The sequence below is a fragment of the Caproiciproducens lactatisolvens genome (assembly GCF_052443335.1).
GTDB lineage: Bacteria > Bacillota > Clostridia > Oscillospirales > Acutalibacteraceae > Caproiciproducens.
Map to the genome: position 1 here is coordinate 2,051,893 of NZ_CP195750.1, position 13,566 is coordinate 2,065,458.

The 13,566-nt window shown below is 53.4% G+C and carries 13 protein-coding genes; all 13 read right to left on the reverse strand.

Annotated features, from left to right (window positions below; genetic code table 11):
- Nucleotides 1–323: 323 nt before the first annotated feature.
- Complete coding sequence (locus ACRQV7_RS10115) at nucleotides 324–1,079, reverse strand: ABC transporter permease (protein WP_444658028.1); 756 nt, start codon at nucleotides 1,077–1,079, stop codon at nucleotides 324–326.
- Nucleotides 1,060–1,863, reverse strand: coding sequence for an ABC transporter ATP-binding protein (locus ACRQV7_RS10120; protein WP_444658029.1), 804 nt, complete (start codon nucleotides 1,861–1,863; stop codon nucleotides 1,060–1,062). Before ACRQV7_RS10120 ends, ACRQV7_RS10115 begins: the two co-directional genes overlap by 20 nt.
- Nucleotides 1,864–1,875: 12 nt before the next feature.
- Nucleotides 1,876–2,844 (reverse strand): ABC transporter substrate-binding protein, encoded by a 969-nt coding sequence (locus ACRQV7_RS10125; RefSeq protein WP_444658030.1) that lies wholly within the window; start codon nucleotides 2,842–2,844, stop codon nucleotides 1,876–1,878.
- The gene (locus ACRQV7_RS10130) at nucleotides 2,834–3,421 is read right to left on the reverse strand and encodes a UbiX family flavin prenyltransferase (protein ID WP_444658031.1); all 588 of its coding nucleotides are present in this window, start codon (nucleotides 3,419–3,421) and stop codon (nucleotides 2,834–2,836) included. The genes ACRQV7_RS10125 and ACRQV7_RS10130 overlap by 11 nt, the downstream gene beginning before the upstream one ends.
- Nucleotides 3,422–3,432: 11 nt before the next feature.
- Complete coding sequence (locus ACRQV7_RS10135; RefSeq protein WP_444658032.1) at nucleotides 3,433–4,302, reverse strand: UbiA-like polyprenyltransferase; 870 nt, start codon at nucleotides 4,300–4,302, stop codon at nucleotides 3,433–3,435.
- Nucleotides 4,289–5,989: a menaquinone biosynthesis decarboxylase gene (locus tag ACRQV7_RS10140; protein ID WP_444658033.1), complete on the reverse strand. Its 1,701-nt coding sequence runs from the start codon at nucleotides 5,987–5,989 to the stop codon at nucleotides 4,289–4,291. The genes ACRQV7_RS10135 and ACRQV7_RS10140 overlap by 14 nt, the downstream gene beginning before the upstream one ends.
- 44 nt (nucleotides 5,990–6,033) lie before the next feature.
- Nucleotides 6,034–7,077 carry an FAD:protein FMN transferase gene (locus tag ACRQV7_RS10145; RefSeq protein ID WP_444658034.1) on the reverse strand — a complete coding sequence of 348 codons (1,044 nt, stop codon included), beginning with the start codon at nucleotides 7,075–7,077 and terminating at the stop codon, nucleotides 6,034–6,036.
- 78 nt (nucleotides 7,078–7,155) lie between these two features.
- Nucleotides 7,156–8,220 carry a hypothetical protein gene (locus tag ACRQV7_RS10150; RefSeq protein ID WP_444658035.1) on the reverse strand — a complete coding sequence of 355 codons (1,065 nt, stop codon included), beginning with the start codon at nucleotides 8,218–8,220 and terminating at the stop codon, nucleotides 7,156–7,158.
- A gap of 21 nt (nucleotides 8,221–8,241) precedes the next feature.
- Nucleotides 8,242–8,787, reverse strand: a complete 546-nt coding sequence (locus tag ACRQV7_RS10155; RefSeq protein ID WP_444658036.1) for a Gx transporter family protein — start codon at nucleotides 8,785–8,787, stop codon at nucleotides 8,242–8,244.
- Between the two features lie 12 nt (nucleotides 8,788–8,799).
- Nucleotides 8,800–9,189 carry a NusG domain II-containing protein gene (locus tag ACRQV7_RS10160; RefSeq protein ID WP_444658037.1) on the reverse strand — a complete coding sequence of 130 codons (390 nt, stop codon included), beginning with the start codon at nucleotides 9,187–9,189 and terminating at the stop codon, nucleotides 8,800–8,802.
- A 14-nt stretch (nucleotides 9,190–9,203) separates the two neighbouring features.
- Nucleotides 9,204–10,106 (reverse strand): UbiA family prenyltransferase, encoded by a 903-nt coding sequence (locus tag ACRQV7_RS10165; protein ID WP_444658038.1) that lies wholly within the window; start codon nucleotides 10,104–10,106, stop codon nucleotides 9,204–9,206.
- A 5-nt stretch (nucleotides 10,107–10,111) separates the two neighbouring features.
- The gene (locus tag ACRQV7_RS10170) at nucleotides 10,112–11,092 is read right to left on the reverse strand and encodes a polyprenyl synthetase family protein (RefSeq protein ID WP_444658039.1); all 981 of its coding nucleotides are present in this window, start codon (nucleotides 11,090–11,092) and stop codon (nucleotides 10,112–10,114) included.
- On the reverse strand, nucleotides 11,085–13,163 hold the full coding sequence (locus tag ACRQV7_RS10175; protein WP_444658040.1) for an NAD(P)/FAD-dependent oxidoreductase: 2,079 nt from the start codon (nucleotides 13,161–13,163) through the stop codon (nucleotides 11,085–11,087). Before ACRQV7_RS10175 ends, ACRQV7_RS10170 begins: the two co-directional genes overlap by 8 nt.
- Nucleotides 13,164–13,566: the final 403 nt, after the last annotated feature.

The window sequence follows — 13,566 nt, forward strand, 5'->3', positions numbered from 1 at the left end:
CTTCCGCTGAGTGATCCTATCAAAACAAAGGATGACTGAGCGTCTTTTTTCTTTATTTTACCACGATTTGAGGGAATTGGAAATCAGCATGATCATAATTTTTACAATAAAAGCAAACATGCCGCCCCCATAACGGAGCGGCATATCGCAAGAAACTTTCATCCGGAAGACTTATTACTATCTCTGGGCCCAAATTACTCATTTCTCATAGCACCCCACTATTTTACTAAAAAAAGAGCGGGTTTGCAAATGTAAATGATGGCAGGGAATTATGAAAATGATGCCTTCCACTACACAGATGCCCCAAACCGGAACCCGGCTCATCACCCGGCCGGCCGGCTCCACCTGCACAGCAGGTCCGAAAACAGGTCGATGGCGACAAACAAGGCAAATCCCACAATGGAAATCACGATAATTCCCGTATACATGTCGATATAATCAATTCTTGACCATGCATCCAGAATGTAATATCCCATGCCATATTTTGTTCCGTAGCCCTCCACAAAAAACAGCACGGATACCGCGGTTCCCAGAGAAACGCGGATGCTGGTGAACAGCTCCGGCAAAATGGCGGGCAGCGTGATATGCCGGATAATCTGCGCGGGGCCCGCTCCCGCGCTGACGGTTACCAGATAAACGGAGGGGTCGATGTTGCGTACGCTGTCCCTGGCGGCAACAATCACCTGAAAGACGATGATCAGAAAAATGATGGCGACCTTGGAGCCGTCCCGCATGCCCCAGAGGATCATGGCGACCGGCAGAAAGGCCGTCTTGGGAATGGGGTAACTGAAGTAGATGAGCGGATACAGAACCTTGTTGGCTCTTTCGGAATACGCCATCAGGACGCCGACCGGGACCCCCACCGCAAGAGAGAGGCCCAGACCGGCCGCGATCCTTTTCAGGCTGGCAAGGATATGGAGGAAAATATGGTTTGAAAAAGCGTCGCCGAAATTCCGGTAAATGACCGCCGGGTCCGGGATGACCGTTGTGTGCATCAAAAGATACGCCAGAAACCAGAGGACATTTAAAAGCAGGAAGCCCTGCAAAAACAGCAGGCACTTATTCAGCAGTCTGTTCAATATTGCCCCGCCTTTCGCCCTCCGGCCCTAATTTTTCATGAAGAATCCGTTTCGCTGTCAGGTAATCCACCGACTCCGGGTCGGATTGCCCGAAATAAGGATTTTTCATCGAATACCGGAGCACTCCGCGGCGGTTCCCCATGACCACAACGGTATTTCCCAGATACAGCGCCTCCTCAATGCTGTGGGTCACCAGAATCGTGGTCGGCCGGTTCCGCTTCCAGATCCGTAAAAACAGCTCCCGCGCGTCCTGACGGGTAATCGCATCCAGCGCGGAAAAAGGCTCGTCCATCAGAAGCAGATCGGGGTTGAAAATAAACGCCCGCGCAAGCGCCGCGCGCTGGACCTGTCCGCCGCTGAGCTGCGCGGGATACCGATGGAGCAGCCGCGAAACATCCAGCGCGTCGCAGATCCCGCTGATCTCCCGCCTGCGCTCTTCGGTGACGGTCTCTCTGCGGAGCTTGAGCGGAAGCAGGCAGTTTTCCCCGACCGTCTTCCACGGAAGCAGCCCGCAATTCTGGGGAATCACCCCGATCTTATGCGTTCTGGGATTCAGAGGCCGCTTTTCTCCTTCAATCACGCTGTCTACGCTGCCGCCGTCCAGAGGAAGCATCCCCGCCAGCGCGTTGATCAGCGTCGACTTGCCGCAGCCGGAAGGCCCGAGTACGGCAAGGACCTCCCCCTCCTCTATTTGCAGGGAGAGTCCTTCAATCACTGGCGTTCTGCCTTTTTTTGTTTTGTAGCTGACCGTTACCCTGTCGATTACAAGCATCTTGCTCTCCATAAACTTCCACCGTTACGATGCGGAATAAACGTCATACACCATCTGGTCATACTGCAGGGTCGGCTTGCAGAGGCCCTTTTTGCTTGCCCACTGCACGGCGTTCTCCACTTCCGCTTTGGTGGGAAGCTTGCTGGTACGGAAGGGCTTCACCGTGATCTTGCCGATCATTTCTTCCGGGTAGCCCACCGCCTTGATCACGGTTTTTTCATATTTGCGGATATCCGTATGGTTCATATAGTCCACGGCCTCGTTATAGGCCTGATACAGCTTGTGGATCGCGTCGGCCTTGCTGTCCAGCGCGGTCTTTGAAAACGCGGAAACCGCCGGGTACAGCCCGAACTGGTTCGCGCTGCCCAGATAAACGGCGCCGTCGTTCAGCGCCAGGGTGGCGAAGGGCTCCGGCAGCAGGCCGAGGTCGATCTTTTTGTTGCGCAGAAGCTCCAGACGGTCCGGAATTTTCGGGACCACTTCCTTCACAACGTCGTCGCCGGTCATGTCATTATTGCTTAAAATATCTTCCAGCGTGTACTCGATCAGCGTTTTCTCGGAGATCGCGATGCTTTTCCCTTTGATCTGGCTGATGTCCCTGATGCCCGTGTCCTTGCCGGCCACAAGGATGTAGTCCCCGTCGGTAATCCCGGTGATTTTCACGTCCAGTCCGGCGTTCTGATACATGCAGACCCCGATAAAATCGGTCAGCACGCCGTCCAGTTCCCCTGCCTGCAGAGCGGCGTCCCGGTCCTTCGCGGAGGTAAAGACCTCCAGATCGAGCCGGAAGCCGTATTTGTCGGCAAGCTTGTTTTCATTGATCAGCACATAAGGAATCACGTCGGAGGACGACATCATCCCGATGCGGATGAGCGGTTTCTCCTTACCGCCGGACACGCTGCCCGATGTACTGCCTGCTGCCTGCTGCGGTGCGCACCCCGCAGTGAATGCTATTAACAAAAGAACAAAAACTGCTATGATTTTATTTTTCATGATTTCCTTCCCACCTTTGATAACAATCGTTTTCAATTTCAAGGCTGTCCAGCACCTTGCCCGCGACAAAACCGACGATCTCGTCCAACGTCTGCGGATGCCCGTAAAACCCGGGCATGGCGGGCAGGATGGTCACGCCGAGCTCCGAAAGCTCGGCCATTCTTCTGAGGTGAACCGTCGACAGCGGCGTTTCCCGGGGGACCAGCACCAGCCTGCGTCTTTCTTTGATCATGACGTCGGCGGCCCGGGTCAGAAGCGTTTTGGTGATGCCGCAGGCGATTTCGGCCACGGTGGACATGGAGCACGGCAGAATCACCATGGCGTCGCACCGGAAAGAGCCGCTCGCGACCGGAGAGAACATGTTTTCGTTGTCTTCTAAAACGATCGCCGCCCTTCCGCCGCCCCAAAGCCGCGCCTTTTCCTCCAGAACCGCCCCGGTTTCATAGGCCAGCACTTTACGGCCCTGCTCGGAAGCAATCAGATGGATTTCCAGTTCCTGCCGAGACAGCGCTTCCATCACGCGCAGAAAATACGCGCTTCCGCTCGCTCCCGTGATTCCCACGATGATTCTCTTCATGTTATCCCTTCCTAAACAAACGCATCCAGAAGCCCGAACACCAGCAGGACGATGCTCACGAGCTGGTTCACGCTGTAAGACGCAATATTGACGTGGGTCAGATTGTCGGGAGACACCATCCGGTACTCCGCGGTGAACAGGGCGGCGATGACCGCCACACCCACATAATAGATCACGCCGAACTGCGGCACAAGAAGCCCGATGACGACGAGGCAGATCAGGGTGACGATGTGAAACAGCATGGCGATGCGCAGAGCGTTTTTCACTCCGAAGGCAACGGGGATGGAATGCAGCCCGTTCCGCCTGTCAAAGTCATAATCCTGCGAGCCGTAGATAATGTCGAACCCGGCGACCCACAGGGTATTGGCGGCGCCCATAACGAGCGGGACCAGCGCGGGCTTTCCCGTGACGGCAAGCCACGCGCCGACCGGAGCGCAGGCGCAGGTGACGCCGAGGATCAGGTGGCACAGAAAAGTGAACCGCTTGCAGTAGGAGTAAATAATCAGCAAAAACAAAGCGACCGGGGACAGGGCAAAACAGACCCGGTTCAGCCGGTACGCTCCATACAGCATCACGAGGAAACAGACCGCGGTAAACGCAACGACCTCGCCCTTTTTCATTTCTCCCTTTGGAATCTGGCGGCTGGCCGTGCGCGGATTTTTCGCGTCGATCTTCGCGTCGATCACGCGGTTGACGGCGTTCGCGCCCGTGCGCGCCCCCAGAAAGCAAACCACGATCCAAAAGACGGTGGAAACGCCGGGAAGGCCGTTCGCGGCCAGCACCATGGAAACCAACGCAAAGCTGAAAGAAAAAATCGTGTGTGAAAACATGACCAGCTTGCCGTATGATTGAATCTTATCGAAAATTTTAGTCAATCCCATATTCGTTCCACCTTTTGCCGACCTGCCGTTTCATCGCGTCCGTCATGACGATGTCATCCGGCCAGGGGCGGGTCAGGCCCTCCTGCTTCCATTTTTTCGTAGCGTCCACCCCGATTTTGAAATCGATGACCGCAATGTCCCTTTTGGCGTCTATATTATTGAACACCTTCCACATAACGGTGGAAAGGTCCCCCGTAACCACATCCTCGTCCACCACGATCACAAACTTGTCCGGGTGGTTCCAGAGGTAATTCTCGACCAGCTCCCTGCCCTTCCCCGGGCGGTCCTTGCGCACGGGCAGAATCCGGAAGGTATCGGTAACCTCGTCATTAAAGCCCTTTGCGGGGCTGGCGGCGTCGATTCCCAGCCGGCACCCGTACAGCGCGCGGTTGGACGAATGATCCAGCGCGTCCAGCGGGCCTTCCGAAAAAAGCAGGCTCTGCGGCCCGCTGACATTTTTCAGCACCGCGTCCCGCACGGCGGCCAGGTCCTGAACGTCCACGGATTCGTCCACGGCGACGATCAGCTTCGTATACATCATCTGCCCCATGCCCCAGACCGCGTTCATCACTTTGCGCGCGCAGCCGGGGTATTTGTTTTTGATCGAAACAATGGCGCAGTTGTGAAAAACCCCTTCCAGCGGCAGGTTCAGGTCCGTTAGCTCCGGAATCTGCATCCGCAGCAGCGGGAGGAAAATACGCTCCGTCGCCTTTGCCATGTAGCAATCCTCCATCGGCGGCTTGCCCACAACCGTGGCGGGATAGACGGCTTCCCTTTTATGGGTGATGCAGGTCACATGAAATTTCGGATAATAATCCGCAAGGGAATAATAGCCCGTATGGTCGCCGAACGGCCCTTCCAGCACCGGTTCTTCCGCGGGGTCGACGTAACCCTCCAGCACAAATTCGGCATCCGCGGGAACATAGATGTTATTCGTAATGCATTTGACCATTTTGACCCTTTTCCTGCGCAGCCATCCGGCCAGCATCATTTCATCCAGCATTTTCGGCAGCGGCGCGGTGGCGGCGTAGGTAACGGCGGGGTCGCACCCCAGCGCGACCGAAACCGGCATCCTCAGGTTCTGCTCCGCGTAACCGCGGTAGATTTCGGAGCCGTCCTTATGCTTGTGCCAGTGCATCGCGGTGGTGGTGCTGTCAAGGACCTGAAGGCGGTACATTCCGGCGTTCTGCCGCTTCGTTTTCCGGTCACGCGTAAAGACGATGGGAAGGGTAATAAACGGTCCCGCGTCCTGCGGCCAGCACTTCAAAACGGGCAGGGAGGACAAATCCACGAACCGTTCCACCACCTGCTGGCATTCTCCCCGAAACAGGCTTTTTCGCGGAAACGCGCTCAGCAGGCGGAACAGATGGGAAACACTTTTGATCAGCCGGGGAACGGACAGGCGGTTGACGATATCCAGATACTTCTGGATATCGTCCGCAATGTCGTCCAGCTTTTCCACGCCCAAAGCCATGCTCATTCTCTGATAGCTGCCCATCGCGTTCATCAGGACGGGATACCTTGACCCGTTTACCTCCTGGAACAGCAGGGCGGGGCCGTTGGCTTTGGAAACGCGGTCGGTGATCTCCGTAATTTCCAGCTCGGGCGACACGGGCGCGTCGATCTTCTTCAGTTCCCCGCTCGTTTCCAGTTTTCTGATAAAATCCTGAAGGCCTTTGTATGCCATCCGCGCATTCCCCATTTGCTCCATACTTTTTGAATCCGTGAAATTCAGCTCTTGATATATTTCTGAAAATGGTCGCTGTACTTGATCTCGTTGTCGGGAAGCACCCAAAGCGCTTCCGTATCCGGCAGCGTCCTGATATAAGCCAGCCCCTGCTCGTAAGGGACGTTGAAAATCAGCTTGCAGTAGATATCCGCCATACCGGAATCCGGCGTGATAATGGTGACGGCTTTAAAATAAGTAGACGGCATCAGGGTTTTCGGGTCTATGATATGGTGGTAGGTCTTGCCGTCCACCGTGTAATACCGCTCGTAAATCCCGCTGGTCACAACGGATTCATCCTTGATATTGATTGTGCAGAGGGACTTCTTCTCGCTTTCCTTATCCGGGTTCTGAATCCCGATATTCCAATCCTCCTGATTGACGCCCTTGTCGCCGATGGCCCGCACATTGCCGCCCACACTGAGAAGTGCGGAGTTGTAGCCGTGTTCCATCGCGATTTTCGCCACCTGCTCCGTCGCGTAGCCTTTTGCGATTCCGCCGACGTCCAGACTCATCTCCGGGTCTTCTAAATATACCGTGGAAGCTTTTTCATCGATGACGACCTTGCTGATATCCGTATGCTTCATAGCTTCTTTCAGGTCGGCCATTGGGGGCAGGGCGGCGTTTTCCGGGTCGTCTATCCCCGCTTCCCTGTACTGGTGCCATATTTTCAGCACCGAGCCCAGCGCGATATTGAAAGCGGAGCTGTTGTCCGCGCTTTCCTTTTTGCCCAGCAGGAGCATATCGATAATCCTCTTATCTACCTTGACCGGCTTCTTCCCCGCGTTGTCATTGATCGTTTTGATGTTGCTGACTCCGGGGTAATCATTATAAATATCGTAAAGTTCGTGGTAAACCTTTAGATTATTATAAATCAAATTGGAAAGGTTTGTAAACTCCTCTTTGGTTTCCGTATAAGCCACAATTTCCGTCATGGTGTCGAAAAGCTGTAAAAATTGCGCTTCATAGCGTGTTTTCTTACTGGTATTGCAGGCCGGAAGCTGAACGATCAGCGCCATGGCGAGAATCGCCGAAATCAGTTTTTTCACCCGTTTTCCACCTCAAAAAATGGAGAGGTAGAAATGAATCTACCTCTCGCGAATCACTTTGTGAATTGAGCTTTCCCGTTATTTTGCTCCGGAAACAGCCTTATCGATAACCTTGATGAAATCGCCGACATGCACGGTAACGGATGCGGTCAGTTCCTTATCGGTCGCCTTGCCTTCGGAGTCAACGGCAATCCCCTTGACTTCGTCCAGCGTTTTGCCGACTACATACTTCGCAAAGGCAGCGGCTTCTTCGTTCCACTCTTTGCCGATCTTGGAAGCCTTCTTCATGCCGTAAGCGTCGCCCAGTTCGTTCTTCGTCTTCTGCTCCGCTTTCAGGTCGGACGTAATCTTGCCCGCTTTGGAGAAGTTCACGTTGGTCTGGGAAGCGTCGATGATGCAGCTGGTGATTTTGCCGTCGGCGCCGGTGGTGGTAACGGTGTAGTAGGAATAAGCCTGCGCAAGGCCGTCTTCGGCACCGGCATCCTTGGAGCCGGAAATGCTGGTCTCAATGCCGAGGCCCAGCTTGTCGTCCGCTTTTGCGCCGTTATCGGCTGCATTGGCGACTGCCTTTTCAACGGCGGCGATAAAGTCGCCGACATGGATGGTAACGGAGGCGGTCAGTTCCTTATCGGTTGCTTTGCCCTCGCTGTCGACGGCAATGCCCTTGACCTCGTCCACCGTTTTGCCGACGACATAGCTTGCAAACGCGTCGGCCTGCTCGTTCCATTCCTTCTTGATGCCGGAAGCTTTGCCAAGGCCGTACTCTGTGCCGAGTTCCTGCTTGGACTTCACGACGGTGTCAAGCGGGGTCAGGATTTTGCCGGCGTCGGAGAATTCGACTTTGCTCTGAACTGCGTCAATCAGGCATTTTGCGATTTTGCCGTCCTGGTCGACGGCGACGGCCACAACGGTGGAGTCCGCCTCTGCAAGGCCCTTTCCGTCTTTGACGTCCGTGGACTTCGCAATAGACGAAATGACGGCAAGACCTGTTTTCCATGTACCGGATGCCGGGGCCGACTCAGCGGCCTGTGAGCTCACGGCGGGCTGAGAAGCCGCGGAACTGGCCGTGGTGGTTGTGCCGCATCCCGCAAAGCTGACTGCGGTAATTACTGCGGCTAAAAATGCTGCTAATGCTTTTTTCATATTTTCCTCCAAAATTTCAATTTATTTACTGAAGCCGACCTTTTTTAAAGCCGGCAGAGTAACCTTGAGCAAGGCGGATGTCGCCGCGCCCGCTATCACGCCCGACAGCAGCAGCACGGGGGCGTACGCCCACAGAAACAGATTCGTATATAAAAGGGAAACCGCAGCCATCTGCCCGATATTGTGAAAGACCGCGCCCAGAATACTGATCATCAGGTAAGAGATCTTTTCCTTGAAAAGAAACAGAAACAAAATCATGCCCAATACGGAAAGAAGCCCGCCGCAAAAGCTCAGCAGAGCCGCAACCGCGCCTCTGGTCAGGAACACAAAGACGGATTTTAGCACCGCCAAAAGCAGCGCTTCTTTTTTTTCAATGAAAAAAAGAGAATACATCACCACAATATTGGACAGCCCAAGCTTGACGCCGGGAACCGGAACGGGAATCTGCAGCTGGTTTTCGACGACGGACAGCACAAGGACCACCGCAAAAAGGAGGCCCGTCAGAACCATCCGTCTGATCCTCAGGGAGTTGATCTCACGTTTCGTCAGGTTTTTGTCTTCAGCCATGCTTTGTTTTCCTCATCCAATCACAGCATCCAGATCGTCCGAACTGCGCTGATCCTTCGCCACTATTTTCATTACGATGCCGTTCGGAAGGCAGGCCGCGCTCTCACCGATCGTGTGGAGCCTGCCCGCGCGGATGCAAATTTTATCCGGGCAATTGGATTCCTCAAAGCAAATGCTGCCGTCTTTAAAAACGTGAAAAATCACATTCTTATTCTGCTCAATTGAAAAGCGCTTATCCACTCCCGCCGTCAGATCGACCGTGTCCGCCAGCTCCGATTTGTAGTAGATCTCGGCTTTCGCCGCTTTCTTTCCAACGATGGACTGATAGGAAAACCACGCGGCCGCACAGACCACAAGCGCAACGGCAAGAATCACAAGATCGGTTTTTTTGACAAATTTCATCGATAAACTCCGCCTCAGTTAAAAAAACCGCCGATAAAAATCAGCAGGCTGTCGGTACCCACAAGAATGATATAATTTTGGACCGAAAGGACAAACGTTTCCCCTTTCTGCTGTTTCTTTTTGAACCGGTTAACATTGTTCCTGATGGGAACGATCGTCAACAGGGATAACAGGCAGACGGAAGGCAGGATTTTCAGAAGTACCATCCCGACAACCGAGACATACGAAACGGAATACAGCCCCGCGAATACGGACAGGGCCTTTTCGCCAAGATAATACGGGAGCGTGTATCGCTTTGCCCGAATGTCTTTTTCCAGATCGCACAGGTTGTTGGCGAGCATAATATTCGCGGTCGCGCAGGCTGGCGTTACCGAAAACAGCGCGAGCGAAAAAAGCGGAAAAAAGTTCAAATCCAGATGAACCGTTTGAAAATCAAACGCCAATGTCAGGAAGGTTCCCGCGGGCATATTGATGTACAGCAGCAGGAAAGGGATGAACAGCCCGTAAAACACGCCGGAAAAAAGCTCTCCCAGCGGCTGACGGGAAAGGGGAACCGGGCCCCACGAATAGAGCACCCCGAACAGAAAGCACAGCCCGCCCACAAGCAGCACGACCGCGTCCGTCAGAAAGGCCAGGGTCAGCCCCAGAGCCGTACTGACCAAAAGCAGAAGAAAAATGGTCGCCTTCGCCGTCGGGCGGCGGAAAGGCAGGAGCTCCCCGGCCGTTTTGGCCCCCTCATAATTATTGATCGCCGTAGCGGTGAAATCAAAGAGAAGCATCGAACCGAAAAAGAGCAGGGTCAATGTCCAGTTTACCGGCTGCTTTTTGTAAAAAAGATACGCAAGCGCCATCAAAAAGGCAAAGACGCTGGTGATTTTTGTCCGCAGCTCCACAAAATTCAAAAACCTTTTCAGCATCGTTTTTATAACCCGCGGTAAGCTTTATCCAAAATAGACTGAAGCCTTTCTTTTTTCGTTTCGGAAGCGCCCAGCTCCCGGATCATTTTAAAGGCCTTGTCGTAATACTTTTTTGAAACTGTCCTTGTGTAGCTCAGGCCGCCCGTTTCTTCCACTGCGGCATTGATTTCCTCCCTGGAAATCTTTTCCGCCCTCGCCTTTTCCTTGAAAGCGGCGCGCGTGTGAAACGCGTAGATCAGCGGAAGGGTGATAACGCCCTGCTCGTAGTCGGACTGGACCGGTTTTTTGGCCAGCTGCCGCGGCGCTTCAAAGTCGATGCAGTCGTCGGTAAGCTGAAAGATCATGCCGATCAGGTGGCCAAGGCGCATGTATTTCTCCACCGCATCCTTCTCCTCCTCGCAGAGGATTGCCCCCGCGTAAAAGGAAGCCTCAAAGAGGGCCGCGGTTTTCCCGGAGATAATCCTGAGATAGCCCGCAACGGAAAGGTCCAGATTGTAATTGTTCTGGTTCTGCCTTAACTCACCCAGACAGATTCTGGTCATGTAATCGGGAATATTGAAATCCAGATAGTCCCTCTTGTTCGGTATGGAAGCAGCCTGTTCAAGAGCCAGGCAGAAAAGATAGTCCCCGCAGATAACGGCGGTGCGCTTTCCGTATTTTTTCTGGAGAGTGACGAAGCCCCTGCGGAGATCGGCGTTGTCGATGACGTCGTCATGCACCAGCGTGGCCAGATGCAGGACCTCTATCGCGGAAGCGAGCTTCACCGCGTTGGGGTGAAGCAGCCCTTCCCTGTTTTCGGCACAGGCAAGCAAAGCACGGGAACGAAGGAACTTGCCCCAGGAAAGAGTCAGGTGCTGCGTATAATTGCGGATGGGTTTAGGAGAGGCGGACAGCAATCTGTCCACCTCCTGCTTTACCTGTTCCGCCGCATCGTCAAAAGTAAGAAATTCAACTGCGGCATTTTCTGCAGTGCGTTCATTAATCATTGTAAATATATAACTTTCTTGCGAATTTTACATTTTTCCAGTGCTTTTTCAGATACGGCATCGCATAATAATCCAGTCCAAAGACCCTGCCTCCGCCGATCAGGACCGCGATTGCCGCGAAAATCATCCAGAAGGTGTTGAGATACAGGCCCGTGGTGCAGACGAACATGACCTGAAGAACCAGCGAAAGCCCGGAGGACAGCGTGGTAAACAGGCCGCCGATCAGCGACAGGCCGATCAGGATTTCCGCAACCACAATAAAGATCTGCATAAAAAGCTGTACCTTGGGGTTGGGGAGAATAAACGTACTGACAAACCAGTTCATCAGCGGCACGTCAAGCTTGAACGCCAGATCGTTCAGAGTGGATTTCGCCAGCTCCTTGCCGCTTACAAAGATCACCTGGAACCAGCCGAGGAAACTGAAATTCATCAAAACCTGCCCGACGGCCGCAGCGGCGGCACCCGCCGCCTGACCGGCCGCGTCGGCGGCGCCGGACGTGGCGGAGGAAATCGCGTCTACCGCAACGGAAGCCGCTCCGGCTACCGCGTTTACTGCATTCGCCGCACCGGTGGCCGCAGTGGCGGTCGCGCTGCTTGTCGCGTCCGGTGTGGCGCCGCCGGCGCCCGCACCGCTCAGGATGGTGTTGTACCATGTGTTTGCGCCGCCGAAGAAACCGGTCAGCTGGGGAGAATTGAACCAGCCTTCCACAATCTTCATAACGCCTTCATACAGCCAGACCATACCCAGCCAGATCCGGAGAGCGACGAGCAAAAAGCTCGGGGTTTTATTGGAGAAGTGGCCGCCGACAAAGCTTCTGTCGTGGCGCACCGTAAAGAACTCATGCTTCATATAGCTGAAAATCTTGTTCCAGCCAAGGACCTGAATGAAATAGATGATATTGATAAAATGCTTCGCGAACATGGCGAGGAAGGACGGAAGGCTGAACATGTGGTTCGGCAGGCCGACATGGGCGACGCCGTAACGGCCGCCCACACAAACCATGACCCCGTGGAACTTCGGTTTGTACGCTTCCATTTCGCCCGTGCCGGTAAGGGCGGCGATGATATTTTTCGCGGCGACGCCGGAGCTTTGCTCACAGTTTTCGACCAGCTGCGGAACCGGCATCTTTTCGCCTTCCGGCGTATAAAGGATATCGTCGCCGACGACATAGACGTTCGGATTATCCACGGAACGCAGATAAGCGTCGGTCTGGATTCTTCCGCGGCGGGCCGACTGGAGCACCTTTGCCGCCTCGCCCGCAATTTCGGCGCTTTCGATTCCCGCCGTCCAGATCACGGTGCCGGCAGTTTCGCGGGTTACCGTCTCGCCGTTCTTGATTTCAATATAGTCTTTGCCAATGCTGACGACACCGGAGTTCAGCTTGAGGCCAACGCCCATTTTGAAAAGGCGTCTTTCTATTTTGTTGGAAAGTTTGTCAGGTAAAATCGGCACGATGCGCGGAAGGACATCCACGTCGTAAATCGTGACGAGGGAGCGGTCGATTTCGTATTTGTCGCAGAGGACCGGCACATACTCGGCCAGCTCCCCCACCATTTCAATTCCCGTAAAGCCCGCGCCCACGACATAAAACGTAAGCAGCTTTTTCTTTTCTTCCAGATCGGTCTCGCGGGCGGCCTTTCTGAAGAACTCGTGGATATGATCCTTCAGATGCACGGCGTCGTCGTACGACCACAGCGTGTGGGCGTATTCCTCCGCTCCCGGGATGCCGAAAAAGGAGGGTTTGGAACCGGCCGCAAGCACAAGGTAATCGTAGCCGTAGCTTTCGCCGGTTCCGGTTACGGACTTCTGCTCAAAATCAATGGACTGAATCGTATCCAGCCTGACGTTTACCTTTCTTCCGGCAAACACCCTGCTGAGGCTGATCTTGATGCTGTCTTCATCCACCCGTCCGGCAGCCACCTCGTGCAGTTCGGTCAGCATGGTGTGGAACGGATTTTTATCAATAACGGTAATGCTGACGTCCTCTTGCTTTTTCAGCCGTTTGGCTAATTTTTTGGCGGTCAGCAATCCCGAATAACCCGCACCGATAATCACGATTTTTTTCTCCATAGCAATCCTCTTTCAAAATAAAGAATAATTCACAGTGTCGAAAAACTTGTCAGGCGCCGAGAAATTGTGCAAGACAAGGCGGCAAACACAGCCAACGCAGTAAGCAAAATTGTAAAACAATTTTGCGGTTGCGCGACTTTATCGACAGCCTGAATATATAAATATACCTCGATAATATTATAACAAGCAATTTCAATAAGTCAATATGCGTAAATTGATAAGGAATGCCGCTATATTGTTGGAAAAATAAAGAAATCTTATCCAATGAGACAATTTTTTAAATTCAAATAATAAGAATTAATATTATTTTTCCTATCAAACAGCGGAAAAATTGTTTCTTTCTTGAAATCGCTTTCAAATTATGAGACATATGATAAAAATTTAACTCTTAAAAAATTTTTTT

Excerpts from the sequence above, each read along its gene's own strand:
- ACRQV7_RS10165 (WP_444658038.1), bottom strand. The coding sequence starts at position 10,106 with ATGCTGAAAAGGTTTTTGAATTTTGTGGAGCTGCGGACAAAAATCACC.
- ACRQV7_RS10125 (WP_444658030.1), bottom strand. The coding sequence starts at position 2,844 with ATGAAAAATAAAATCATAGCAGTTTTTGTTCTTTTGTTAATAGCATTC.
- ACRQV7_RS10170 (WP_444658039.1), bottom strand. The coding sequence starts at position 11,092 with ATGATTAATGAACGCACTGCAGAAAATGCCGCAGTTGAATTTCTTACT.
- ACRQV7_RS10150 (WP_444658035.1), bottom strand. The coding sequence starts at position 8,220 with ATGAAAAAAGCATTAGCAGCATTTTTAGCCGCAGTAATTACCGCAGTC.
- ACRQV7_RS10120 (WP_444658029.1), bottom strand. The coding sequence starts at position 1,863 with ATGGAGAGCAAGATGCTTGTAATCGACAGGGTAACGGTCAGCTACAAA.
- ACRQV7_RS10155 (WP_444658036.1), bottom strand. The coding sequence starts at position 8,787 with ATGGCTGAAGACAAAAACCTGACGAAACGTGAGATCAACTCCCTGAGG.
- ACRQV7_RS10130 (WP_444658031.1), bottom strand. The coding sequence starts at position 3,421 with ATGAAGAGAATCATCGTGGGAATCACGGGAGCGAGCGGAAGCGCGTAT.
- ACRQV7_RS10140 (WP_444658033.1), bottom strand. The coding sequence starts at position 5,989 with ATGGCATACAAAGGCCTTCAGGATTTTATCAGAAAACTGGAAACGAGC.
- ACRQV7_RS10175 (WP_444658040.1), bottom strand. The coding sequence starts at position 13,163 with ATGGAGAAAAAAATCGTGATTATCGGTGCGGGTTATTCGGGATTGCTG.
- ACRQV7_RS10160 (WP_444658037.1), bottom strand. The coding sequence starts at position 9,189 with ATGAAATTTGTCAAAAAAACCGATCTTGTGATTCTTGCCGTTGCGCTT.
- ACRQV7_RS10135 (WP_444658032.1), bottom strand. The coding sequence starts at position 4,302 with ATGGGATTGACTAAAATTTTCGATAAGATTCAATCATACGGCAAGCTG.